16 protein-coding genes are annotated in these 22505 nt (G+C 72.2%); 3 read left to right on the top strand and 13 right to left on the bottom strand.

Annotated elements, in window-relative coordinates:
- Positions 1 to 12: 12 nt before the first annotated feature.
- Both denD and ACZ7FF_RS18090 read right to left on the bottom strand, forming a co-directional pair.
- Positions 13 to 1023 carry a D-erythronate dehydrogenase gene (denD, locus tag ACZ7FF_RS18095; RefSeq protein ID WP_470813197.1) on the bottom strand — a complete coding sequence of 337 codons (1011 nt, stop codon included), beginning with the start codon at positions 1021 to 1023 and terminating at the stop codon, positions 13 to 15.
- Positions 1024 to 1079: 56 nt separating this feature from the next.
- Entirely contained in the window at positions 1080 to 2060 is a 981-nt protein-coding gene (locus tag ACZ7FF_RS18090; protein WP_470813196.1) for a trypsin-like serine peptidase, read from the bottom strand.
- Positions 2061 to 2303: 243 nt separating this feature from the next.
- Between ACZ7FF_RS18090 and ACZ7FF_RS18085 the strand changes: the two genes are divergently transcribed.
- Positions 2304 to 3041, top strand: coding sequence for a hypothetical protein (locus ACZ7FF_RS18085; RefSeq protein WP_470813195.1), 738 nt, complete (start codon positions 2304 to 2306; stop codon positions 3039 to 3041).
- 140 nt (positions 3042 to 3181) lie between these two features.
- Here the strand turns inward: ACZ7FF_RS18085 and ACZ7FF_RS18080 are convergent, their stop codons facing one another.
- The 10 genes from ACZ7FF_RS18080 to ACZ7FF_RS18035 all read right to left on the bottom strand — a co-directional run bounded on the left by ACZ7FF_RS18080 (position 3182) and on the right by ACZ7FF_RS18035 (position 16308).
- Complete coding sequence (locus tag ACZ7FF_RS18080) at positions 3182 to 3844, bottom strand: acetate uptake transporter (protein WP_470813194.1); 663 nt, start codon at positions 3842 to 3844, stop codon at positions 3182 to 3184.
- A gap of 245 nt (positions 3845 to 4089) precedes the next feature.
- Complete coding sequence (locus ACZ7FF_RS18075) at positions 4090 to 4884, bottom strand: SDR family NAD(P)-dependent oxidoreductase (protein ID WP_470813193.1); 795 nt, start codon at positions 4882 to 4884, stop codon at positions 4090 to 4092.
- 152 nt (positions 4885 to 5036) lie between these two features.
- On the bottom strand, positions 5037 to 5627 hold the full coding sequence (locus tag ACZ7FF_RS18070) for a DUF4232 domain-containing protein (protein WP_470813192.1): 591 nt from the start codon (positions 5625 to 5627) through the stop codon (positions 5037 to 5039).
- Positions 5628 to 5761: 134 nt separating this feature from the next.
- Positions 5762 to 8275 (bottom strand): acyl-CoA reductase, encoded by a 2514-nt coding sequence (locus ACZ7FF_RS18065; RefSeq protein WP_470813191.1) that lies wholly within the window; start codon positions 8273 to 8275, stop codon positions 5762 to 5764.
- Positions 8272 to 9438, bottom strand: a complete 1167-nt coding sequence (locus ACZ7FF_RS18060) for a LuxE/PaaK family acyltransferase (RefSeq protein WP_470813190.1) — start codon at positions 9436 to 9438, stop codon at positions 8272 to 8274. The genes ACZ7FF_RS18065 and ACZ7FF_RS18060 overlap by 4 nt, the downstream gene beginning before the upstream one ends.
- Positions 9435 to 10571: a GNAT family N-acetyltransferase gene (locus ACZ7FF_RS18055; RefSeq protein WP_470813189.1), complete on the bottom strand. Its 1137-nt coding sequence runs from the start codon at positions 10569 to 10571 to the stop codon at positions 9435 to 9437. Before ACZ7FF_RS18055 ends, ACZ7FF_RS18060 begins: the two co-directional genes overlap by 4 nt.
- A complete protein-coding gene (locus tag ACZ7FF_RS18050) occupies positions 10568 to 11845 on the bottom strand; it encodes an MFS transporter (RefSeq protein ID WP_470813188.1) in 1278 nt (425 codons plus the stop codon). The genes ACZ7FF_RS18055 and ACZ7FF_RS18050 overlap by 4 nt, the downstream gene beginning before the upstream one ends.
- The gene (locus ACZ7FF_RS18045) at positions 11842 to 13104 is read right to left on the bottom strand and encodes a phenylacetate--CoA ligase family protein (protein WP_470813187.1); all 1263 of its coding nucleotides are present in this window, start codon (positions 13102 to 13104) and stop codon (positions 11842 to 11844) included. The genes ACZ7FF_RS18050 and ACZ7FF_RS18045 overlap by 4 nt, the downstream gene beginning before the upstream one ends.
- Positions 13105 to 13530: 426 nt before the next feature.
- The gene (locus ACZ7FF_RS18040; RefSeq protein ID WP_470813186.1) at positions 13531 to 14571 is read right to left on the bottom strand and encodes an alpha/beta fold hydrolase; all 1041 of its coding nucleotides are present in this window, start codon (positions 14569 to 14571) and stop codon (positions 13531 to 13533) included.
- A gap of 213 nt (positions 14572 to 14784) precedes the next feature.
- Positions 14785 to 16308, bottom strand: coding sequence for an MFS transporter (locus ACZ7FF_RS18035; protein ID WP_470813185.1), 1524 nt, complete (start codon positions 16306 to 16308; stop codon positions 14785 to 14787).
- 232 nt (positions 16309 to 16540) lie between these two features.
- On the opposite strand from ACZ7FF_RS18035, the gene ACZ7FF_RS18030 reads away from it, so the two are divergent.
- Both ACZ7FF_RS18030 and ACZ7FF_RS18025 read left to right on the top strand, forming a co-directional pair.
- Complete coding sequence (locus ACZ7FF_RS18030; RefSeq protein ID WP_470813184.1) at positions 16541 to 17284, top strand: HAD family hydrolase; 744 nt, start codon at positions 16541 to 16543, stop codon at positions 17282 to 17284.
- Positions 17281 to 19677, top strand: coding sequence for a glycoside hydrolase family 65 protein (locus tag ACZ7FF_RS18025; RefSeq protein WP_470813183.1), 2397 nt, complete (start codon positions 17281 to 17283; stop codon positions 19675 to 19677). Before ACZ7FF_RS18030 ends, ACZ7FF_RS18025 begins: the two co-directional genes overlap by 4 nt.
- A gap of 70 nt (positions 19678 to 19747) precedes the next feature.
- Here the strand turns inward: ACZ7FF_RS18025 and ACZ7FF_RS18020 are convergent, their stop codons facing one another.
- The gene (locus tag ACZ7FF_RS18020; RefSeq protein WP_470813182.1) at positions 19748 to 22501 is read right to left on the bottom strand and encodes an alkaline phosphatase family protein; all 2754 of its coding nucleotides are present in this window, start codon (positions 22499 to 22501) and stop codon (positions 19748 to 19750) included.
- Positions 22502 to 22505 lie beyond the last annotated feature (4 nt).

Below are 22505 nucleotides of genomic sequence, written 5' to 3'. Positions count from 1 at the left end.
GCCGCGCCGTGTTCATCCCTTCGACACCGCTTCGGGGTGCTCGGCGAGGTACTCCTCCACGACCGACAGGAAGCTCGGGTCGGGATCCAGCCCGAGCGCGGCCGCGCGGCTGTTGTCGACGGCGGCGGGCCAGGAGGACACGATGGTCTCGATGGCAGGGTCAGGCCTGACCGTCACCAGTTCGGCGACCGCTTCACCGGCCACCTGGCGCAGCGTGGTGAGCATGTCGGCGACCGAGACCGTGAGCGCGGGAAGATTGACCGGCACCTGGCCCAGGAGTCGTCCCGGCCCGGCGCCGCGCTCGGCCTCCGCGACGCGGAGGATGCCCCGGACCGTGCGTCGCGGTGAGGACAGGGCGACGCGCAGGCCGGGCCGCACCGGGCAGACGGCCGGAAGTCCCGCGAGCGGCTCGCGCATGAGGGACGACAGGAAGCCGGAGGCGGCCGCGTTCGGCCTGCCCGGCCGCACCACGACGGTCACCAGGCGGGCCACCCGTCCGTCGAGGAAGCCCCGGCGGGTGTAGTCCGCGATCAGGCGCTCGCAGATGAGCTTCTGTGTTCCGTAGCTCGACCGCGGCATGGGCAGGGTCGACTCGCTGACCACGGCCGGCAGAGACAGCGCCGCGTCGAATCCGTACACGGCGAGACTGCTGGCGAACACCACCCGTGGCGTCGGCCCGCCCGCGGCCGACTGCGCCCGGGCCGACTCGAGCACCGCGCGGGTGGTGTCCACGTTGGCGCGCATCCCGAGGTCGAAATCGGCCTCGCACTCGGCGGACACCGCGGCGGCGAGGTGGAACAGCACGTCGAGCGGCTCGGCGAAGACGTCGTCGAGGCGGTCGATCAGATCGCCGTGCACGAACTCCACGAGCGGGTCCGTTGCCATCGGTGAACCGGGCAGCGGGACGCGGTCGGCGAGCACCAGGCGGGTGATCGGTGCGTCGCCGAACGTTCGTGTGCGCAGCAGTGCGCCGGTCAGCCGGCCGCCCAGGAAACCGGACGCGCCCGTGATGACGACCCTCACGTCTCTCCTCCTCATGCGTGCCGGGGGAGTTGCCCCCTATGGTGCGGGCGTTGCCGTCAGCCCCCGGTGCCGCTCGGTCCCGCGGGCGGGGCGTCGGTGACGGCGGCGCGGTACAGGTCACGGGTGGCGGCGCCGAAGTATGCGCTGTACGAGACCTGGGGGGTGTTGCCACCGGTGTGGTAGCCGCCGATCACCCCGATGACCGCCCAGCCGCCGGGCCAGGGCAGCAGCATGGGGCCGCCGCTGGTCCCGCCGACGAAGGCGTCGCAGGCGATGCGGGGGAAGACGCCGGGGTCGGCCGGGTCGTCACTGGCCCACCGGGTGGTCCAGCTCCAGCACTCCAGCGGCTTCTCCGCTCCCGCGGGATACCCGATCATCCGCACCGGGGCGTGGTAGTACCCCGTACCGGTGAGCAGCTCCACTCCGCCGACCGCGTCCTGCAGCAGTGTCCCGTTCTGGCCGGGCTCGGTGACGGCGAAGGCGAAGTCGTACGCGGCTCCCGCGTGTTCGCCGAGGTCGTAGTACTGCTGGGGGACGTAGACGCCGTTGGCCTTGATGGGGAAGACCCCGTAGGGCTTGACCCCGTCGTGGTACTGCGGGACGAAGCCCAGGTTGCGCTTCGGGGCGGTGCCTGCGTAGCCCTTCAGGCAGTGACCGGCGCTGAGGACCAGGTCGTGACCGGGGCTGCGGACGACGGAGCCGCTGCAGGTACGGCCGGTGCCGTTGGCGTCCGTCCAGAAGAAGGTGCCGGCCTGCGGGATGCCGTCGAAGCTTCTGCTGGGCGGGATGTACTCGCCGGGCCGGGGTCCGTCCACCGAGGGCGAGACCGTGGTCGAACTCCCCGCGCCCTTGGCGGTGTCGGCGGGCAGGGCCGCCAGCATCCGGGCCGGGGTCCAGTAGGCGTTGAGCCGGGTGGCGACCGGGTTCGGTCCGGCCGGCGTGTCATCGGCGGACGCCGTCACGGCCGGCCCGCCGACCAGCAGCAGCACGGCCGCGCAGACGGCTGCACAGCGGACGATCCTGATCCGACGCACCATCAGTTCCCCTCGGGGCAGCGGCAAGTGCCGGCTCACCATAGGGCCGGAAGCGGTCGTGGCAGAAGCATCCCTCCCCGAATGCCACGACTTTGTCCGAGTCGCGTCGTGTCCCACCGGCGTGGTACGTGGCGGCCCCGCCGTCCTTCGACGGCGGGACACCTAGGAGGGGCGCTATGCCGCTCGGTCGCCGTGGTGTCCCGGCCGGCTCAGGCCGGGGAGGAACCGGAAGGCAGAATTCTCGTCATGACCGACGACATGGACGATGCCGCGAGCCGCCTGGCCAGGATCGAGCGGCTGTTGGAGAGCGGCGGGCGGGAACTGGTTCCCGCCTGGCGGCGGGCGACCAGTGGTGAGCCGCGGTGGGCCGTGACCGCGGTGATCCTGGTGGCGGTGGCCTTGCAGCTGACACTGCCGCACCGGCTCACCCTCCTGCGTCCGGTCTGGGCGCTGCCCGCGCTGGAAGTGGCGCTGCTGGCCGGTCTGATCGCCGCCAACCCACGGCGCGTGGAGCCCGGGACGCGGCGGCTGCGGATGCTGGGCCTGTTCCTGACCTGTGTGATCAGCCTGGCGAACGGCTGGGCGGCGGTCAGGCTCGTACTGGAGCTGGTGACGGGCCGTGGCGGTGAGGCCGCCGGGCCGTTGTTGCTGACCGGCGGTGTCATCTGGCTGACGAACGTCATCGTGTTCGCCCTGTGGTACTGGGAGTGGGACCGGGGCGGTCCGATGTCCCGGGTCCGGGGCCGGAACCAGTTCGCCGACTTCCTCTTCGTGCAGATGCAGAGCCCGGAGCTGGCGCCGCCGGACTGGGAACCGGCCTTCCTGGACTACCTGTACCTGTCGTTCACCAACGCCACGGCCTTCAGCCCGACCGACGTCATGCCCCTGTCCCGGTGGTCGAAGATGCTGATGATGCTGCAGTCGTCCATTTCTCTGGTGACCGTCGTGCTCGTGGTCGCCCGGGCCGTGAACATCCTGAAGTAGCCGCGCGCCACACCGCGCCCCACACCGCACTCCACGCCGCGGGCCTAAGGCGCAGCCGCGGACCCCACGCGCGGTGGACCGGGAGCCGCCCTCGCCGGCCGGGGCGGCGAGGGGCTCGTGGACCCGTCGGGATCTCGGGATCAGGGATGCGGCTGCCCCTCCTGGCGTACCGCCTCGTCGCGGCGCGAGCCGATCGGCAGCAGCGGACGCCGGTGCGTGTCGTTGATGACGGTGGCCGCCGACGTGTACCAGGCCATGAGACCCGTGGCGATGCCGAACCAGCCGCCGACCTCGGTCATGGGGTGGGGCGGCAGACCGGTCTGGAACGCGCCGATGGCCAGGAAGAGATAGGTCAGCGTCAGCAGGACGAGCACGGCCAGGACGGCCATGCTGACCCGCAGCGCGGCGACGGCCATATAGGCGGTGAAGATGCACCACACGATCAGGTAGAGGCCCAGCGCGTTGTGCGAGGGGCCCGCGAGCGTCAGCCGCGGCACCAGCCACCAGTAGGACAGCCAGAAGGCACCGTAGGACCCGAACGCCGTGGCCCCGAAGGTGTTGCCCCGGCGGAACTCGAACAGCCCGGCCGCGAACTGGGCCAGCCCGCCGTAGAACAGGGCCAGTGACAGCACCGGGAAGATCGCGGCGGGTTCCTTGATGAGATTGGTGTTGATGATCGACAACAGCACCGTGGTCATGGCGAAGCCCGCCAGACCCAGCGGGGCCGGATCGCCCCAGCCGGACGGCCTGGGATCCACCGCACCCGACCGCTTGGGGAGAGGACCACTCGTCTCATGAGTCATGGCCGGAATCCCTTCGGACGAAGGCAGAACCGGAAGCAGCCTGCATCCGGCCGGCACCCGCGCCATGTCCACGGGCGAGCCCGCGGGCAGCGCCGACGCCGCCCGAAACATCAGCTGCACCTTTTACCCCATTAGTACCCATTTCTCGCCACTATCATTCTGCCGGGCGCGGACGACCGGCTTGGTCGCCGTCCCATGGGATGACCGAGCGGGTGACGGGGGGGAGGACGGCGAGGCGGGGGCGGTCAGGGCAGGATCGCGTCGACGTACCCGCCGTCGACCCGAAGGGCCCCGCCGGTCGTCGCCGACGCCTGCTCGGAGCCGAGGTAGACGACCATGTGGGCGATCTCCTCCGGCTCGATGAGCCGCTGCAGCAGCGACTGCGGCCGGTACTCGCGCATGAACCTGCGCTGCGCCTCGTCCCAGGGCAGATCCCGGTCCACGAGTTCGTACACGAAGTCCTCTACGCCCCCGGTGTGTGTCGGCCCGGCGATCACGGAGTTAACCGTCACGCCGGTGCCCGCCGCCTTCTTGGCGAATCCGCGGCTCACCGCGAGCAGCGCGGTCTTCGACATCCCGTAGTGGATCATCTCCGCCGGGATGGCGACCGCCGAGTCGCTGGCGACGTACTGGACGCGCCCCCAGCCGCGCCCGGTCATGCCCGGCAGGTACTGCCGGGTGAGTCGTACGGCGGCGAGCACGTTCACCTCGAAATAGCGCCGCCACTCCTCGTCGCTGATCTCCAACGCGTCGGCGGTGCCGAAGATCCCCAGGTTGTTGACCAGGATGTCCACCTGGGGCAGTGCCTCCGCCACCCGGGCCGCGCCCTCCTCGGTGGTGACGTCGGCGGCCACCGGCACCAGGTCGGCGCCGGGCGCCTGTCCGGACAGCGACTTGACGCTGTCGGTGACCCGTTGTTCGTCGCGGCCGTTGACGCCCACGCGGGCACCGGCCCGGGCGAGGGCGACGGCGACGGCCGCGCCGATGCCCTGGGTCGAGCCGGTGACCAGCGCGGTGCGTCCTGTCAGGTCGATGTGCATGGGCGGGCCGTTCCCTTCGTGCGCGAGTGGACGCCACGGTCCGTCGAGCGTGGCGGCGCGGCGCGCCGGACCGGCGAAGGGCGCGGGCAGGAACAGCCTTTCAGTCCTGCCCGCCCGCCGCCGCTCCCGGAGGGGAAGAGCCCGCCCCGCGCTCAGTCGTTGATGTGGATCCGGTACGCCAGAGCGGTGACGCGGAGGTCACCGTTGTCGACCCACTGCGGGAACTTGAGCGTCTTGTGGCTGGTGGCCGCGGGAGGCGTGACCTCGAGGTACGAGGCGTGGACGGCGTCCGGGGTGCCGGTGTTGGCGTGCGTCCAGGATATGACCGCCTCCACGCTCTGGCCCGTCCGGAGCGTCAGCGTGGACTTGGCCGGGCTCTTGGCGTACCAGGTGTCGCCCCAGTGGGTGGTGGAGTGGAGCGCCCGGTGGGCGGAGTCCTCCAGACCGAGGCCCGGGTAGCCCCGCAGCAGGCAGGTGTGGGCGCCGGTGTTCTTGAGCTTGAGGACCACACCCTGGTGGTTCATGCCGCCCGCCAGTCCCTGGCCGAACGAGGCGGTCAGGTGGGAGACCGTGCACGTCGGTGTCGTGGTCCCGGCGGCCTGCGCGACGCCGACGCCGGCCATGCCCAGCCCGGCCGCCGCGGTCACGGCGAGTGCCGCGCCCACGAGGCGGGGGTGCCGGCGCCGCTCGGGACGGGCGTCCCTGGCGGGCTGAGGCGTGTGGCTCCGCTGCTGCTGGATCATGATGTGCGTTCTCCCCTTGGTTGTCGGCTCACGGTTCGGCCTTCATCGCGGTGTGATGCCGAAAGTGCGGAAAAAGTTCGGCAGATCATGCGGGGGGCGGCGACGCGCTGCACCACCGCCCCCGGTACCCGGCCTTAGCGCCGGTGACGCAGGTCGATGACCGTGCGCAGTTTGCCGCTGGTCGCGGTGCGCTCGAAGGCCTCCCTCGGCACGGTCCGCACGGTGACGGACAGCAGCCCCTCCTCCTCGGCGGAGGCCAGCTCCGCCACCTCGGCGGCGAGTGCCGCGCGGGCGGCCTCGGGGTCGGCGGCGTACTGCTCGTCGAGACGGACGGTCAGCCGCTCCCGGTCGGCGCCGGACTCGATCACCATCTGCACCTCGCCGTGGTAGGCGAGCCGCTTCTCGGCCGCCCGCACGATGCGCCGGTAGTTGATGAAGTACGTGCCCACCCGGACCACGTCGCCGTAGCGCCCGAGCAGCTCCAGGCGGGGCACGTGGCTGCCGCACGCGCACGGGCCCTCCACCGCCCGCCCCAGGTCACCTATCTCGTAGCGCTCCAGCCGCTGGCCGGCCCGCGCCCGGGAGGTGAACACGAGCCGTCCCGGCTCGCCCGGCGCCACCGGCCGGTCCTCGCTCGGGTCCAGGATCTCCAGTGAGTGCAGGTCGGTCAGCAGGTGGTGGACCGAGCCGTCGGAGGACGCGCACTGGTAGCCCAGCGGCCCCAGATCGGTGCTGCCGTACGCCGCGGAGCGGATCACCTGCACCCCGAACTCGTCGGTGAGAACGCGGCGTTGCTCGGCCGTGAAGTGCTCGCCGCCGTAGAACACCTTCCGGATGCCCCCGTAGGCACGCAGCCGGCCGGCCTCGGCGTGCAGCAACTGCCACAGGTAGGACGGCATGCCGAACAGGGTGTCCGCCCGGTGGGCGACCAGCGCCTCGGCGACCGCCGCGTGGTCGGGGCCCGCGGCCATCGGCAGCTGGGTGGCGTTCAGCCGCTCCAGGATGGAGAAGAAGCTGATGAAGCTGCCGTACATCCCGCCGCAGTAGAACAGGTTGGCCGCCCGGTCACGGGCCGGGTCGAAGCCGGCGGCGAGCAGCCCGTCCGCCGCGGCCCGCATCTGGTTGTCGTAGTCGTCGCAGGTGAACACCGAGAGCGCGGGGGCGCCGGTGGATCCGCCGCTGCGGAAGTACAGGTGCGCGTGGCGGGGATCCAGGGTGGCGAGGGCGCGCTGCACGCCCTCCTTGCCCAGCAGCGGGGCGTCGGGCGCGGGAGGCAGCACCGGGGGCGCCACCAGGTCGTCCAGACAGGCGACCGTACGGAAGTCGGCGTCCGCCGCACGCACGCTCACCCTGCGGCTGTAGCGCTGCAACGCGTAGACACCGTCGTGCGGTTCGCCCTCGTAGCCGTCCAGCATGGAACCGACCGGGGTGACCCGGGTGACGCCCGCGGCGAACAGCGCACGGGACAGCTCGGCCACCTCCGCGCGGTCGCCGCCGACCGCCGCGGTCTGCAGGTAGCGGCGCATGGGACGCAGGGTCGCGGTCACGGCGTGCCGGGGCAGCGGCTTGAGCCACACGCTGCGGTGCAGCGGGGAGGCGTCGAGCGCGGAGCGGGTGTCGGCGAGGACCCGCCAGGAACCGTCCTCGGCGGCGAACACGCGCGTGAGACCCAGGTGTTGTTCGAGCCGGGCGAGCTGCTGCACGGTGGTGATCTCCGCCTGCTCGGCCTGACCGGCCACCGGCGCCGGCCGGGCGTCGGACGCCTTCGCCAGCCGCTCCGCGAACCGCCCGCCGAACGCGAACAGTTCCTCTGTGTCCTCGGTGTCGAGGTACACGACCTGCGGGCTTGAGCAGGCCTGTTGCTCGAAGCGGCACACGTCCTCGGCGAGCGCGTCGAGCACGGCGTCCTCGGACGCGGCCCGCCGGGTCAGGTAGGCGAAGGAGATCCGGTGACCCCATTCGACCACCCGGCAGCCGGCCGGGGCCAGTTCGCCCGCCGCGCGCACCGCGTCCTCGCCGCCCCACACGGCGATCGCGTCGGCCTGTCCGCACAGCGCCTCGAGCCACTCGCGGCGCGAGGACGAGAAGCGCAGGGCGACGACGCGTTCGGCGATCATCCCCGAGGGGTCGGCCGCGCCGAGGGCGGCGAGCAGGTCGAGGGCGAGGGCCGAGTCGGAGCTGCTGGTCTTCAGCACGTTCAGGTTGCCGGCCAGCAGCCCCTCCACGACGCTCAGGGGCGCCACGGCCGCGGCGTTTCCGGGTGCGATGTGCACCAGCAGGCCGACGGGTGCCCAGGCCTCGTAGACCGTCTCGCGGGCGTCCGGCCGGGTCAGCCGCTCGGGCCGGGGGCCGCCGAGTTCCCTTCGCAGCTTGTGTTCCAACGCCTCCCGGGTGAGCGCGGCGGCCAGCTCCTCCAGCACGGCCGCGCCCTCGCCCGCGGGCAGGTGCCCGGCCAGGCGGCTGTGGAGGGCGGAGGCGGGATCGGCCAGGTCACGGGCTACGGCGGCACAGGCGCCGAGCACCACGTCGGTGGGCAGGGGACGCGTCAGGACCCGCGCGGCCGACTCCGGCAGCCCGGCGAGCCGCCGGCCCGCCTCGGCGTCGTCGACGAACTCGCCCTGCCAGAGGTGGAGTACGGAGGTGGTCACGACATTCCCTTCATCAGTTCGGCGGCGGCGACCGCGCAGCTGCGGTTGCGGCTCACCCCGGCACGGCCGTGCACGGTGAACCAGTCGGTGGACAGCGGGCACGGGCACTCCCCGCCCGGGTGCAGCGACGCGAGGTCGCCCATCACCACGCTCTGCGCGGGCACCGAGGTGATGTAGGGGCTGACCAGGTGCAGGAAGCCGCGTTCCCCGTACGGCAGGGGGCGCAGCGTCCCGGTGTCCCGTACGGCCGCTCGCGACCACACGGGCACGTGCAGCCGGTGTTCGGCGCACTCGATGTACGGCACGCAGTGCTCGACGGACCCGAAGGTGTCGCGGACGCGGTCCCCGGGGATGCCGAGACGCTCGGTGACCTCGGCGTAGAACGCGTCCTTGCCGATCTGCCGGTCCGCGTGGCCCTTCCAGCCGCCGCCGAGCACCACCAGCGAACCCTCGGGCAGCCGCAGCGGCGGCAGGCCCATCGCCCGCATCCGCTCCAGGGTGAAGTACAGGAACGCGGGGAAGCCCAGGATGCGCACCGGCACGTCGTCCTCGGCGTACCGGTGGAGCGCGGCGATGCAGCCGTTCACGTCGAACTCGTGGCCCGTGCCGGTGTGCCGCAGCGCGTGCGTGGTGTGCCGGGCCGGCGCGAAGTCGCACAGGTAGTTGTCGGTGAACGAGGTGCCCAGCTTCAGCGAGGGGGCCGGCTCGTAGCTGTACAGCAGGTAGTTCACCGGCTGTTCGGGGGTGATCCAGCCGTAGTGGTCGAAGATCCGCGCCACCATGCGCTGAGCCGACCGGATCGTCCACTCGTCGAAGAACATCTGCGACTTCTGGCCCGTGGTCCCCGACGAGGTCAGGTGCAGGAACACCTCGTCGCGCGGGATCGACAGCACCTCGTGGCGCTTGAAGAAGGCGGCGGGCACCAGCGGGCTGCGCACTCCCTCGCCGACGGTGGGCGCGGGAGTCTCGGCCGGATCGTCCAGCAGGTCGGCGAAGAAGGGGGCGCGACGGGAGTGCCAGGCGTTGGTCTCCGCCATGGCGGCGGCGAACAGCTCGTCGGCGGCGGGGCCGCAGGCGTACGGCTCCTCCAGATCGCACAGCCGCTGCACGGCGCCGAGCGCCGCCGGGTCGGGGACCTCGACGGGAGCGAGATGGGGTTTCATCGGGACACCTCGTGAAGGGGCAGATAGGTGGTGGTCCAGGCGCTCAGGTAGGCACCGAGGTACGGCTGGAGCAGCGGGCTGACCGCGGTCGTGCGGAAGTCGATCTGGCGGCTGGTGCGCGACAGCACCACGTAGTCGTGGAGGCGGTCCCGGATGCGGCGCATCGCCGGGTAGACCGCGCTCGGTACGAACCCCGAGGCGAGGAACACCTCCAGGGCCTGCGTGTCGGCCAGCGGCAGCAGCGCCTCGGCGTAGTCGGCGCCCGCCCGGTTGACCGTGGCCATCAGCCCCTCCAGGGCGCCGGCGACCGCGGACGGGCGGGGATGGACGGCGAGCAGGGCGCAGCTGCCCGCGACGGGGTCGAGGTCGGCGTACGCCTCGAAGCTGCCGTCGGCGGCGACCAGGACCGCGTTGGGCGTGTGCAGCGGGAAGAAGCGGTCGTCGGCCTCCGGGAAGAGTTCCAGGAAGCGGCGGCGCACGAAGCCGGGGGCCGCGATCAGTTCGATCGGCTCGGCGCCCGCGGCCGTGCGCACCGGGTCGCGGGAGGGGATGTCCCGTGTGCCGCCGTAGTCGATGCCCACGCCGCCGGAGGCGGCGGACAGCAGCGCCGACAGCCGCTCCGGGACGCCCGGCACGGGCTCCCGGTGCTCCAGCACGCCGTCGGCGTAGCGGGCGAACAGCGCGAGCGTCTCGCACCCCTCGACCTCGACGGCGTTCGGCAGCAGGCCGAGCGGCCTGAATCCGTTGCGCACGACGACCTGCTGAGGGCCCGCGGTGACGACGCGGACGGTGGCGTAGACCGAGTCGAGACGCCCGGTGGCGAACGCCTCGTCGCAGACCGCCCCGGTCAGCCGGGAGGCCAGCCCGCCGCCGCGGTGGCCCGGGTGCACCGCGAGGCCCACCAGCTTGCCGATGCGGCTGCCCGGCTCGGTGAGGACGACGGCGGAGCCGACCAGGGCGGCGCCGGAGGCGCGGGCCGTGAGCCAGTGCGCGGTGCCGTCGCTGATCAGCCGGCGCATGACCACGGGGTCGCTGCCGAGCGGCACCGGATAGCCGTGGCCGTACACCTCGAAGTACAACTGCCGCAGTTCCGCGATGTCCTGGACGCGGGCGGGGGAGAGGACGACGTTCACGACGCGTCTCCCGCCGGTACCGGCGCCGCCGCGTCGGACGTCCGCCGCGCGGTGGTGTCCGCGCGGTTGCCCAGCCACCACAGAGCCAGCGCCACCGGCACGAGACCCGCGCCCTGGGCCAGGCACAGCGTCCGGGCCGTCAGGTGGTCGCCCAGCGCGCCGAACACGAGCGAGGACACCGGGAACGTCGCACCCAGCAGCGCCTGCATGACGGCGAAGAAGCCCGGCTTGTCCTCGGCGGGCACCAGTCGCTGGAACAGCGCCACGAACCGTACGCCGATCACGCCGACGCACCAGCCGGCGACGGCCATCGAGGCGAGTGCCGCCGCGTGTCCGGCGAACAGCCCCGGAAGGCCCAGGCACGCGGCCATCAGGGCCAGGCAGGCGCTGCCGACGGTGACCGGGCGGCCGGGCAGCCGCCCGCCGGTGAACGACCCGACCAGGGTGCCCGCTCCCAGGGCCGCCTCCAGGGAGGCGACGGTCGAACCGGTCGCGTGCAGCACCTCCCGGGTGTACAGCGGCATCACGACGTAGACGGCGGTGGTGAAGACGTTGGCGGCGGCGAAGCAGACCAGGACCCGGCGGATGAACGGCAGACCGGCCAGGACCTGGCGCAGCGTGCGCCGCCCGGGGGCCGGGCCGTCCTCCGGTGCCTCCGCGGCCTCGGCGCGCGGGAAGGGGGTGGAGGCGATCAGCAGGGCCGCGAGCAGGTACGCGGCGCCGCACGCGGCGACGACGGCGGCCAGTGAGCCCGCGTCGACGACGAGCGGGCCGAGCAGCCCGCCGCACAGCCCGGCGACGGACTGGGTGGACAGCTCGAATCCGGTGGCCGCCTCGATGTCGGCGTCCTCGACGAGTTCCGGCACCGAGGTGGTCAGGCACGGATCGAACACCGCCTGGCAGCCGGCCAGCGCCAGTCCCACGGCGTAGGCGGCGGCCACGGGCAGGGAGTCGCCGTACGCCAGGACGGCGGCGACGACGGCCACCGCGCCCGCCACGGCCGCCGCGCCCGCGAGCACCGTGCGGTGCGGGTACCGGGCGACGATCCGGGCGACCACCGGCGCGAGTGCCACCGCGGGCAGGGTGCTCACCATGAGGAACAGCCCGGAGTCGAGGCCGCGGTGCTGACCGCCCGCGTACCCGACGAGCCACCAGACCGCGCCGACCTGGAACATGCGGCCGGCCGCCTGGGTGAGGAGCTGGCCGGCCCAGACCCGGCCGAAGGACGGGTTGCGCAGGACGAGCGGCGGACGCCGCGCGGGCGCCGCGCTCATGAGTGCGGCCGTTCGTCGAGGACCCGTACGAGCTTGCCGGAACGGGAGTTGACCGCGAGCTCGCGGTGCCGCACCCATTCGACGGTGAGCGGGTTCACATGCCCGGCGGCGCTCGCGTCGGCGTAGAACGGACGCTGGGCCAGCACCGCCGACACGACGGACGCGCCCAACTCGGTGTGCCCGGCGTCCGGTTCGGCGACCGCGAGGCGCAGCACCAGACCGTCCCGGCCGTCCCGGCGGCGCACCACCAGCTGCACACCGGTCACCTCGCCGGACGTGTCGGCGGCCGTGACGACGTCGTGCACGTCCTCGGTGTGCAGGGAGACGGGGCCGACCCGCACGCCCTCCTCGGCGCGGCCGAGGATGCGGAAGACACCCGCGTCCCGGTCCACCCACTCGGCCCGGTCGCCCGCCGGATAGCGCAGCACCGGCATGAGCCGCCTGTTCAGGCTGGTGACGACCAGCCGCCCCGGCACGCCCTCGCCGTCGACGGGTAGGTCGGCCTCGTCGTGGAGGATCTCGACCAGCGTGTCCGGGGTGAACGCGCGGTGCACGCGCGGGTCGCCGCCGGGCACCGCCTGCCCGAGGAGCCCGGCGTCCACGCTCGCATATCCCAGGGAGCGCGGCTCGGCGTTCGGGAACGCGGCCCTGAGCAACGGGAGTTGGTCACCGAAGAGGCATTCCCCGCCGAAGAACAGCAGCTCCACGTCCGGCAGCGTCCGGTCGGCGCGGGTGAGGCGTTCGGCGAGCGAGCACAGGGTGGTCGGCGTGCCGGCGACGACCTGGACCCCGAACTCCTCCAGGGTCGCCGCGGTGGACTCCCAGGGCGTCGCGCCGCCGATGGGCAGGCGGACGTTGGACACGGGGGAACGGTGCAGCGAGTCGAGGACGAAGGTGAAACTCGCGTACAGGTCGCCCGCGTAGAAGAGGTCCGCCACTCGGTGACCCGGCCGCAGCCCGGCGGGGACCAGCCCCGCGCCGAACGCGGCGGTGAACTCCCGCCATTCCGTGCGGGTGTAGTAGGAGAACTTCGGCGACCCCGTGGTTCCGCCGCTGCGGAACACGACCGCCTCCTCCAGCGGAGCGGTCAGCAGCCGGTTGTCCCGGGGCGAATTGGCCCGCCAGAAATCGGCCTGGGGCAGCACCGGGAGATCCGTGACATGAGCCACTCGATCGGGGAGCCGAGAGTAGAGCTCACGGTAGAAGGGCGAGTTCTGGCGGGCGAAACGTACGAGCTCCGCAAGTGATTGAACGGGCATCAATTCCTGCTCGAAGGCGTGGGCCGCCGGCGCGGGAAAAGACCGGCGGGCGCGACGAAACCGGTCCACTGACGTGCACCGTGTCGCGAGGGATGTGAAGAAGCGGCACGCCCGTGACGAGCGGGGCGTCCGTAGGACAAGCGTATCTCACCATTCGGGACGGGCTTGCGCCAACAGGCCATTCATGAAAGGGGCTTGAATGCCTGTGGACGCATTCCCGGGGACTTCGGTTCCGTCCGCGGCGGAGACGGTGATCACACCAACCGGCCCTCTATAACCGCTTGTTGAGGAAGGTTCAAGAAGGCCTTATGGAAGCCCGCCCGTGAAGCCATTTCGCGGGATGGCCGGAATGTGACGAAGTCGAATCCGCAGGGACGGCGAGCCGCATTCCGAGGCGGCCGATACGACTCCCTCGCGACGCCGACGTCACAAGCGGTCGGCGTCCCGGACCGCCTGCGCGAACGCGGCCGGAGCCTCCTGGGGCACGTTGTGCCCGATGCCGGCGAGTGTGCGGTGCGCGTAGGGCCCCGTGAACTTGGCGCGGTAGGCGGCCCCGCCGCCCGCCGGGATGAAGGGGTCCAGCGCGCCGTCGAGGGTGACCGTGGGCACGGCGATGCGCGGGCCCGCGGCGAGCCTGGCCTCCACGCCGTCGTAGCGCGGGTCGCCCGCTGCGAGGCCCAGCCGCCAGCGGTAGTTGTGGATCACGATGCCGACGTAGTCCGGGTTGTCGAAGGCCTTCGCGGTCCGGTCGAAGGTGGCCTCGTCGAAGTGCCAGGTGGGGGAGACGTTGTGCCATATCAGCCTGGCGAAGTCGTGCCGGTACTCACGCAGGCCCAGCTCCCCGCGCCCGGTGGCGAAGTAGTACTGGTACCACCACGCCCACTCGGCGGCGGGAGGCAGCGGCCGCTCGTTCTCCTCGCGGTTGGTGATCAGGTACCCGGACACCGACACCAGGGCCTTGCAGCGCTCGGGCCACAGTGCCGCGATGATGTCGGCCGTCCGTGCGCCCCAGTCGAAGCCGCCGAGCACCGGCCGCCTGATGTGCAGGGCGTCCAGCAGGGCGATGACGTCCCGGGCGAACACCGCCTGCTGGGCGTTGCGGAAGGTCTTCGGCGACCGGAACGTCGTCGTGCCGTACCCGCGCAGGTAGGGGACGATGACCCGGTAGCCCGCGGCGGCCAGCAGCGGCGCGACCTCCACGTAGCTGTGGATGTCGTAGGGCCACCCGTGCAGCAGGACGACGGGCCGGCCGGTCGCCGGGCCGTCCTCCGCGTAGCCCACGTCCAGTTCGCCGGCCCTGACCTGCTTCACCGAGGCGAACGAAGTCCGTCCCGCGGACCCCGCCTCGCCGGCGGGCGGTGCCGCTGCCTTCGAGGCGGCGGCAGGCCGGGGTCCGGCGGCCACCGATGCGGCCGTCCCCATCGCGCCCGCGCCGAGCGCCTTGCCGAAGGTCCGCCTGTCGATCATGTGAGCCGTCCCGTGTGTGGGCATCCCGGAAGACGCCGCGCGGTGAGCGCGGCCGCCGGGATCAGGTTGTGTCGGCGGCGGGCCCACGCCGCACCAGGCGTGCCCGGCCCTTGGTGTCACGGAGGGTGATCTAAGTCAATCCCAGAGTGACGTCGCCGATGCGACAAGTGTGGGGGACGGCCGACCGAGCCGCACTTCGGGTACCCGCGGGGGTCAGGTCTGCCGGGCGTGCACGGGGTTGTTGGCGACCTCGTCCGGGCACTTGCGGCACGGACGGTGCTTGCGCAGGTCGCGCCGCCAGTCGAACGTCGCGAGAGCCAGCGCCGCCGACATGCCCACCAGCGCGGCGCTCAGCGCGGCGACGAGGGCGCCGCGGTAGTCGCCGCTGCGGCCGAGCACCAGGTAGAACAGGCCGGGCAGGGCGGCGGTGCCCACCGCGGCGCCGAGCCGCTGGCCGGTCTGCAGGGCGCCCCCCGCCGCGCCCGCCATGCGCACGGGCACGTCCCGCAGGGTCAGGGTGATGTTGGGGGCGACCACGAAGCCGCCGCCGATGCCCCCGAGGAACAGGGCCGGGGCGGCCAGCCAGGGGGCGGTGCCGAGGGGCGCGAAGCGGAGCAGCAGCGCGGTGCCGCCCAGGCCGACGATCACACCCGCCAGCCCGCACACGGTGAGCAGGCGGCCGAAGCGTTCGACCAGCCGCCCGGAGATCACGGCCGCACCCGCCGAGCCCAGGGCGAAGGCGGTCACGGCGAGGCCGGACCGGAGCGGGGAGAAGCCGAGACCGTGCTGGTAGAAGAGCGCGAAGACCAGCCAGACGCCGCTGAAGCCGATGAAGTACAGCGCTCCGACGCCCGCGCCGACCGCGTAGCCGCGCACGGAGCTGAACAGGCGCGGGTCCAGCAACGGCTGACCGCCCCGGGCGACGAGGCGGCGCTGCCACTGGACGAACACGGCGAGCACCGCGGCCCCGACCGGGAACAGCCACCACAGCCGGCCGAGTCCGCCCGAGTCCGCCTGGACCAGCGGGTACATCACCGCGAGGACCCCGAGGCCGAGGAGCAGTACTCCGGGCACGTCCACGTGTCCCCGCCCCCGGCCCGACCGCCGGGTGTGCGGCAGCAGACGGCGGCCCAGGAGGACGGCCAGGACGCCGATGGGCACGTTGACGTAGAAGATCCACCGCCAGCCCTGGGCGCCGGAGGCCAGGGCGAGGACGGCACCGCCGGTGATCGGGCCGGCGGCGGACGAGATGCCGACGGTGGCGCCGAAGAACCCGAAGGCGCGGCCGCGTTCGGCACCGCGGAACATCTGCTGGATGAGGGCGGAGTTCTGGGGAGCCATGAAGCCGGCCGCCAGACCCTGGGCGAGGCGGGCCACCACCAGCCAGGTGATGTCGGGGGCCACTCCGCAGGCCGCGCTGAAGATCACGAAGCCGCTGAGGGCCAGCAGGAATATGCGGCGCCGGTCCAGGGCGTCGCCGAGCCGCCCGGCGGTGACGAGGGCGAGGGCGAAGGTGAGGGCGTAACCGGACACCACCCACTGCACCTGGGCGGGGGAGGCGTGCAGGTCGCGCTGGACGGTGGGCAGGGCCACCGCCACGATCGTCACGTCCAGCAGGCTCATGAAGCCGGCCACCAGGGTCACCCACAGGGCCTGCCACCTGCGCGGATCCGGCTCGTACCCGCCCTCCCGGGCGCCCTGGTCCCGGCCGCCCGTGGCTGACGCCGACTCTGTCACCTCGGCTCCTCTCACCCGGGTCTCGCCTGAGCCGCCCGGGCGACTCAAGTTCCCCCACCAGGCCACGGGCACACACCACAGCCCGCAACCGGAACACCCCGGGCGAAAGCCCGCCCGGCGGCCGCGGACGCTCCCGTGCCCTCGCCCGCGCCTCGGCCGAGCGGGTGTCTTCCGGCGTGCCGGACGGCCACTCGCGGCGGCAGGCGCACGGCCACCTCCTAGCCTCGACGCCATGCTGGGGCTTCCTGCTCACGTCCGTGCCTGCCTGTTCGACCTCGACGGCGTGCTCACCCAGACCGCGAAGGTGCACGCGGCGGCCTGGAAGGAGATGTTCGACGGCTATCTCCGCGAGCGCGCGACACGCGAGGGGACCGCGTTCGTACCCTTCGACGCGGTCGACGACTACGACGAGTACGTGGACGGGCGGCCCCGCGAGGACGGCGTGCGCACGTTCCTCGCGGCACGCGGCGTGCACCTGCCCGAGGGATCGCCGGACGACCCGCCGGAGGCGGAGACCGTCAACGGCCTGGGCACCCGGAAGAACAACCTGGTGCTGCGCCGCATCCGGGAGGACGGGGTGGAACCCTACGAGGGCTCGGTCCGCTTCGTGCACGCCGTGCGGGAGGCCGGTCTGCCCTGCGCCGTGGTCTCGTCCAGCGCGAACTGCCGGGACGTCCTGGCGGCAGCCGGCATCGAAGACCTGTTCGACGAACGGATCGACGGGCTGGTGGCGCGCGAGCGTCATCTGCGCGGCAAGCCCGCCCCCGACACCTATCTCGAAGCGGCCCGCGGGCTCGGACTGCAACCGGACGAGGCCGCTGTCTTCGAGGACGCCCTGGCCGGTGTCGAGGCGGGCCGCGAGGGGGCCTTCGGCCTGGTCGTCGGTGTCGACCGGGTCGGCCAGGCGGAGCAGCTGCGGGTCCACGGCGCCGACGTGGTGGTCCGTGACCTGGCCGAACTCCTGGAGTCCCGATGATCACCCACCCCAGTTACACGGTCGAGCCGTGGTGCCTGCGCGAGACCGAGCTGAACCTGGAGGTGCTGGCGCAGAGCGAGTCGGTGTTCGCCCTCTCCAACGGGCACATCGGCTGGCGCGGCAACCTCGACGAGGGCGAGCCCCACGGGCTGCCCGGCGCCTACCTCAACGGCGTCCACGAGCGGCATCCGCTGCCCTACGCGGAGGCGGGCTACGGCTATCCGGAGTCCGGCGAGACCCTGATCAACGTCACCGACGGCAAGATCATCCGGCTGCTGGTCGACGACCACCCGTGCGATCTGCGCTACGGCCGGCTGGTGTCGCACGAGCGGGTCCTGGACTTCCGCACCGGCGTGCTCAGCCGCACCGCGCACTGGACCACGCCCAGCGGCCGCGAGGTCCGCATCAGCTCGCAACGGCTCGTGTCCTTCACCCAGCGGGCCGTGGCCGCGATCGTGTACGAGGTCGAGCCGATCGACGGACCGGTCACGGTGGCCGTGCAGTCCGAGCTCGTCGCCAACGAACAGCTGCCCCACATCGAGGGCGACCCGCGTGTCGCCGCGGCGACCGAGTCCCCGCTGGTGGCCGAGGAGCACTTCGCGCAGGAGACCCGGCTGCGCCTCGTGCACCGCACCGAGCACAGCGCCCTGCGGGTGGGAGCCGCCGCCGACCATCTCGTCGAGGGCCCCGACAGCACCCGCTGGACGGCGCAGTGCGAGCCCGACGTCAGCCGGCTGACGGTCACCGCGGACCTGGCGCCCGGGCAGCGGCTGCGGCTGGTCAAGTTCGTCGCCTACGGCTGGTCCGGTGAGCGTTCGCTGCCCGCCGTGCACGACCAGGTGGACGGGGCGGTGGCCGCCGCCGTCAGCACCGGCTGGGACGGACTGGTCGCCGCGCAGCGGTCCTATCTGGACCGGTTCTGGGCCGGCGCGGACGTCGAGGTGGAGGGCGACGCACAGATCCAGCAGGCGGTGCGGTTCGCCCTCTTCCACGTGCTCCAGGCGGCGGCCCGCGGTGAGAACCGGGCGATCCCCGCCAAGGGACTGACCGGCACCGGCTACGACGGGCACTCCTTCTGGGACACCGAGTCCTATGTGCTTCCCGTCCTGACGTTCACCGCTCCGGAAGGCGTCGCGTCGGCCCTGAGATGGCGGCACGGGACGCTGCCGGCGGCCCGGGACCGCGCGCGCCAACTGACGTTGTCCGGCGCGGTGTTCCCCTGGCGGACCATCAGCGGCGCCGAGTGCTCCGCCTACTGGCCCGCCGGGACGGCCGCGTTCCACATCAACGCCGACATCGCCATGGCCGCGGTCCGCTACGTCATGGTGACCGGCGACGAGGACTTCGAACGCGGCGAGGGACTCGACCTCCTCGTCGACACCGCCCGGCTGTGGCGCTCCGTCGGCCACCACGACGCGGAGGGCGTCTTCCACATCGACGGGGTCACCGGGCCCGACGAGTACAGCGCCATCGCCCGGGACAACCTGTACACCAACCTGACGGCCCGGCAGAACCTGGTGGCCGCCGCGGACGCGGCCGCACGCCACCCCGAACGGGCCGCGGAACTCGGGGTCGACGACGAGGAGACCGCGGTCTGGCGGGACGCCGCGGCCCGCATGGCGATGCCGTACAACGAGACCCTCGGCGTGCACGAGCAGTCGGCCGGGTTCACACACTTCCAGCGCTGGGACTTCGAGGCGACCCCACCCGAGAACTACCCGCTCCTGCTGCACTACCCGTACTTCGACCTGTACCGCAAACAAGTGGTGAAGCAGGCGGACGTGGTGCTGGCGATGATGGCGTGCCCCTATGCGTTCACCGAGGAGGAGAAGGCACGCAACTTCGCCTACTACGAGGCGCTGACCGTCCGCGACTCCTCCCTGTCGGCGTGCTGCCAGGCGGTGCTGGCCGCGGAGACCGGGCACTTGAGACTGGCCTACGCCTACCTCGCCGAGGCCGCGCTGATGGACCTGGACGACCTGGAGCACAACACCCGCGACGGGCTGCACATCGCCTCCCTCGCCGGCACCTGGATCGCACTGGTCTGCGGCTTCGGAGGCCTGCGCCGGCACATCGGCGACGGAGGGAAGCCGGACCTGCTCGGCTTCGCGCCGCGCCTGCCCGAAGCGCTGTCCAAAGTGGCGTTCACGGTGCAGATGCGTGGACGCAGACTGAGATTGGAGATCGAACCGACGCACGCCCGCTACCAGTTGGTGGAGGGCGACCCCCTCGCGGTGCTGCACCACGGGGAGCCGATGACCGTCACCCCCGGCGCCCCGGTCGAGCGCAGGATCCCGCCCGCGCCCTCGCGCCCGGAGCCGCAGCAACCTTGGGGCCGCCACCCCACCAGCCTGTCCAGCGGCGAGGAGAGCCGGACGGAGCCACCGGAGTGACACGCGACGGCGGAGGTCTCCGCCCGGCGCGACCGCCGGCCAGGGACCTCCGCCGTGATGCCTGCCTCGGTCAGCCGTCGTTCTCGGACGACGGGAGGTAGGCGCCCGGAACGTCGTTCGGGGCGTAGACCTTCTTGTCACCCGGGTACGGCTTGGTCCAGTTGTGGGTCTGGTACCAGGTGTAGCGGTTCATCTGGGTCGGGTTCGCGTAGTCGGGCACGGCGTTCTTGCCCGTCAGCCGCTGGTGCGACGCCCACGTCTGCCACAGCGCCGCGACCTTCCGCGCGTCCGACGGCACCGCCACGGACGTCGGCGCGGCCGCCGCCTTGGTGTCCTGGGCCGCCGGGGTGTCCGAGCCGCAGGACGGCTGGGGGTTCACACCGAGGGTCAGCGACGTCCGGTTGGGCACCGCGGTGAACGGAGTGTCGTCCGCCTTCTGCGTGAACGCGCCGTACATCGGGGTGGCCGCGCTGTCGAGCTGGTTCATCGGGTGGATCCCGAGGATCTGCTCGATGGTGCGGACCATGGTGATCTGCGAGTAGTAGTGGTTGTCGACGGTCCCGTGCTTGGCGTAGGGGCTGATGACCTGGACGGGGGCGCGGTGGCCGTCGACGTGGTCGAGGCCGGCCTGGGAGTCGTCCTCGACGACGAAGATCGCCGAGTCCTTCCAGTACTTGCTGTGGGTGATCTCGTCGACCATCCTGCCGACCGCGAGGTCGTTGTCGGCGACCTCGGCGGCCGCGTTCGCCGGGCCGCCGGTGTGGTCGTTGGAGAACCAGAACATGTTCAGGTTCGCCGGGCCGTTCTTCTCGAAGTCCTGCTTCCAGATCTGTTCCTTGTAGACGTCCGGGACATCCAGGTCGAACAGCGGGAAGCCCTGCACCGACACGTCGTTGAGCGAGGGTATCGCCGAGCCCGTCTTGATGGGGTAGGCGGTCTGGGCGCCGGTCGCGGCCATGTTCTTGCTGTCGCAGTACAGGTTCTGCCAGGTCGCGCCGGCCGGCTTGCTCTCGTTCGACTGGAACTCGCCGAAGTCCTTGACGGACTTGCCGGCCGCCTGCGCACCGGTCCAGATGAACCCGGTCTTCTGGTGGCCGAGGACGTCGTTCTCGGTGTCGTAGCTGCGCGTGTACTCGCCGGCCGACGACTCGGTGTACTCCGGGTTGTCCGACTGCATCAGCCAGTTGTGGCCCTCGGCGGAGTTCGTGCCGATGTCGTAGAAGTTGTCGTACAGCCCGAACTGCTGCGCCAGCGCGTGCTGGTTCGGCGTCACGTTCGCACCGAACTGGGTGAGCGAGGAGTCGCCGTTGCCCTGCGGGAGGTCGCCGAACACCTGGTCGTAGGTGCGGTTCTCCTTGACCAGCAGGAAGACGTGCTTGATCGTCGAGGGGGCGCCGAGGCGCGCCGGGACCGGCATCGCCCTCGCGTGGCTCGCACCCTTGGCCGTGCCGACCGAGCCGGCGGTCCACCCGTTCTGCCGGAAGACCTTGGCCGTCTCCGACCTGACGACGAGGTCGCTCGGCAGCGTGAACCGCGTCAGGCTCGACGTGGTGTCGTGGGTGTTGTGGCCGGCGCTGTCGGGACGACGGGCGTCGACGCCACGGGTGTTGGCGACGACCACCTTCTTGCCGAGGGCGGTGATCCCCGACGGGTAGTAGTCCGTCGGGAGCAGGCCGACGTAACGGGCGGGCTGCTGCGGGGAGGAGTAGCGGTAGACGGCCACGGCGTTGGCGCGGCCGAGCGTCACCAGCAGCCGGCCGTCGTCGGTGAGCGTGACGGCGTTCGGCTCGTAGCCGACCGACGCCTCCGGCCACGGCTGGGTCGCGATGGTCTGGACGACCTTGTCCCTGCGGGCGTCGATGACCGACACGCTGTTGTCGGCGGTGTTGGTGACGAACACGGCGCCCTTGCTCGCGTAGACGGCGGTCGGGTGCAGACCGACGTCCACGGTGCCGACGGCGGCGGACGGGTCCGCGGTGTCGATGACGCTGACCGTACCGGTGGTGCTGGCGCCGGTCCTCGGGTTCGCCACCACGTCGGTGCCGTAGGAGTTGATCGTGGTGTCGCCGGCCCTGGCCGGGCGCCCGCCCTCGTTGCTGACGTAGAGCTTGCCGCCGACCAGGGCGATCCCGCGCGGGGCGTTGCCGACCGCCCAGCTCTGCTTGACGGCCCCGGTCGTCGCGTCTATCGCGACCACCCGGTTCTGGCCGTTGACCGCGGAGTACACGGTGGAGCCGTCGGCCGAGAACACGGCCGCGCCCACCAGCGCCTGCTTGGAGCCGTCGGCCGGGATCGACACGGCCGTGGGGCTGGAGAGGGTGCCGTCGGCGTTCACGGTGAACTTGGTGTAGCCGTTCGCCTGGCCCAGCCACAGCTGCTTGCCGTCGGGCGAGTAGGTCGGGCCCTCCTGGCCGACCGCGCCGCTGCTGATGCGCAGGTCGTCCGCCGCGTTGGTGCCGACCTTCTGCTTGACCTGCCCGGTGGCAAGGTCCATGACCACCAGGGATGCGTCGCCGTCGGCGATCGAGGCCGCGAGGTGGGTGCCGTCCGGGCTGACCGTCGACGACATGATCTTGCCGTCGTTGATGACGGTACGGCTGCCGTACGGGTTGATGTACTGGTCGCTGGAGATGACCTGACCGTTGGCGGTGACCTGGGCGACCTGCTGGGTGCCGAACTGATACGTCGAGGCCACGGCGGTGCCCGTGACGCCGAGGGCGACCGCGATCCCGGCCGTCACCAGCATGGTCCGGCGGCCGATGCGTCTGCCGAAGAGGTCGACCTTGCTCTTCTCGTTGATCCGACGCTGACGTGTTACCTGCACGGAA

The organism is Streptomyces sp. NPDC037126, assembly GCF_055605965.1.
The sequence above is the reverse complement of the archived record's forward strand: the minus strand, read 5'-3'. Positions and strand labels throughout refer to the sequence as shown.

What these genes read in the sequence shown, in the direction of transcription:
- ACZ7FF_RS18090 (WP_470813196.1), bottom strand. Translation starts at nt 2,060, where the DNA reads ATGGTGCGTCGGATCAGGATCGTCCGCTGTGCAGCCGTCTGCGCGGCC.
- ACZ7FF_RS18085 (WP_470813195.1), top strand. Translation starts at nt 2,304, where the DNA reads ATGACCGACGACATGGACGATGCCGCGAGCCGCCTGGCCAGGATCGAG.
- ACZ7FF_RS18080 (WP_470813194.1), bottom strand. Translation starts at nt 3,844, where the DNA reads ATGACTCATGAGACGAGTGGTCCTCTCCCCAAGCGGTCGGGTGCGGTG.
- ACZ7FF_RS18075 (WP_470813193.1), bottom strand. Translation starts at nt 4,884, where the DNA reads ATGCACATCGACCTGACAGGACGCACCGCGCTGGTCACCGGCTCGACC.
- ACZ7FF_RS18070 (WP_470813192.1), bottom strand. Translation starts at nt 5,627, where the DNA reads ATGATCCAGCAGCAGCGGAGCCACACGCCTCAGCCCGCCAGGGACGCC.
- ACZ7FF_RS18060 (WP_470813190.1), bottom strand. Translation starts at nt 9,438, where the DNA reads ATGAAACCCCATCTCGCTCCCGTCGAGGTCCCCGACCCGGCGGCGCTC.
- ACZ7FF_RS18050 (WP_470813188.1), bottom strand. Translation starts at nt 11,845, where the DNA reads ATGAGCGCGGCGCCCGCGCGGCGTCCGCCGCTCGTCCTGCGCAACCCG.
- ACZ7FF_RS18045 (WP_470813187.1), bottom strand. Translation starts at nt 13,104, where the DNA reads ATGCCCGTTCAATCACTTGCGGAGCTCGTACGTTTCGCCCGCCAGAAC.
- ACZ7FF_RS18040 (WP_470813186.1), bottom strand. Translation starts at nt 14,571, where the DNA reads ATGATCGACAGGCGGACCTTCGGCAAGGCGCTCGGCGCGGGCGCGATG.
- ACZ7FF_RS18030 (WP_470813184.1), top strand. Translation starts at nt 16,541, where the DNA reads ATGCTGGGGCTTCCTGCTCACGTCCGTGCCTGCCTGTTCGACCTCGAC.
- ACZ7FF_RS18025 (WP_470813183.1), top strand. Translation starts at nt 17,281, where the DNA reads ATGATCACCCACCCCAGTTACACGGTCGAGCCGTGGTGCCTGCGCGAG.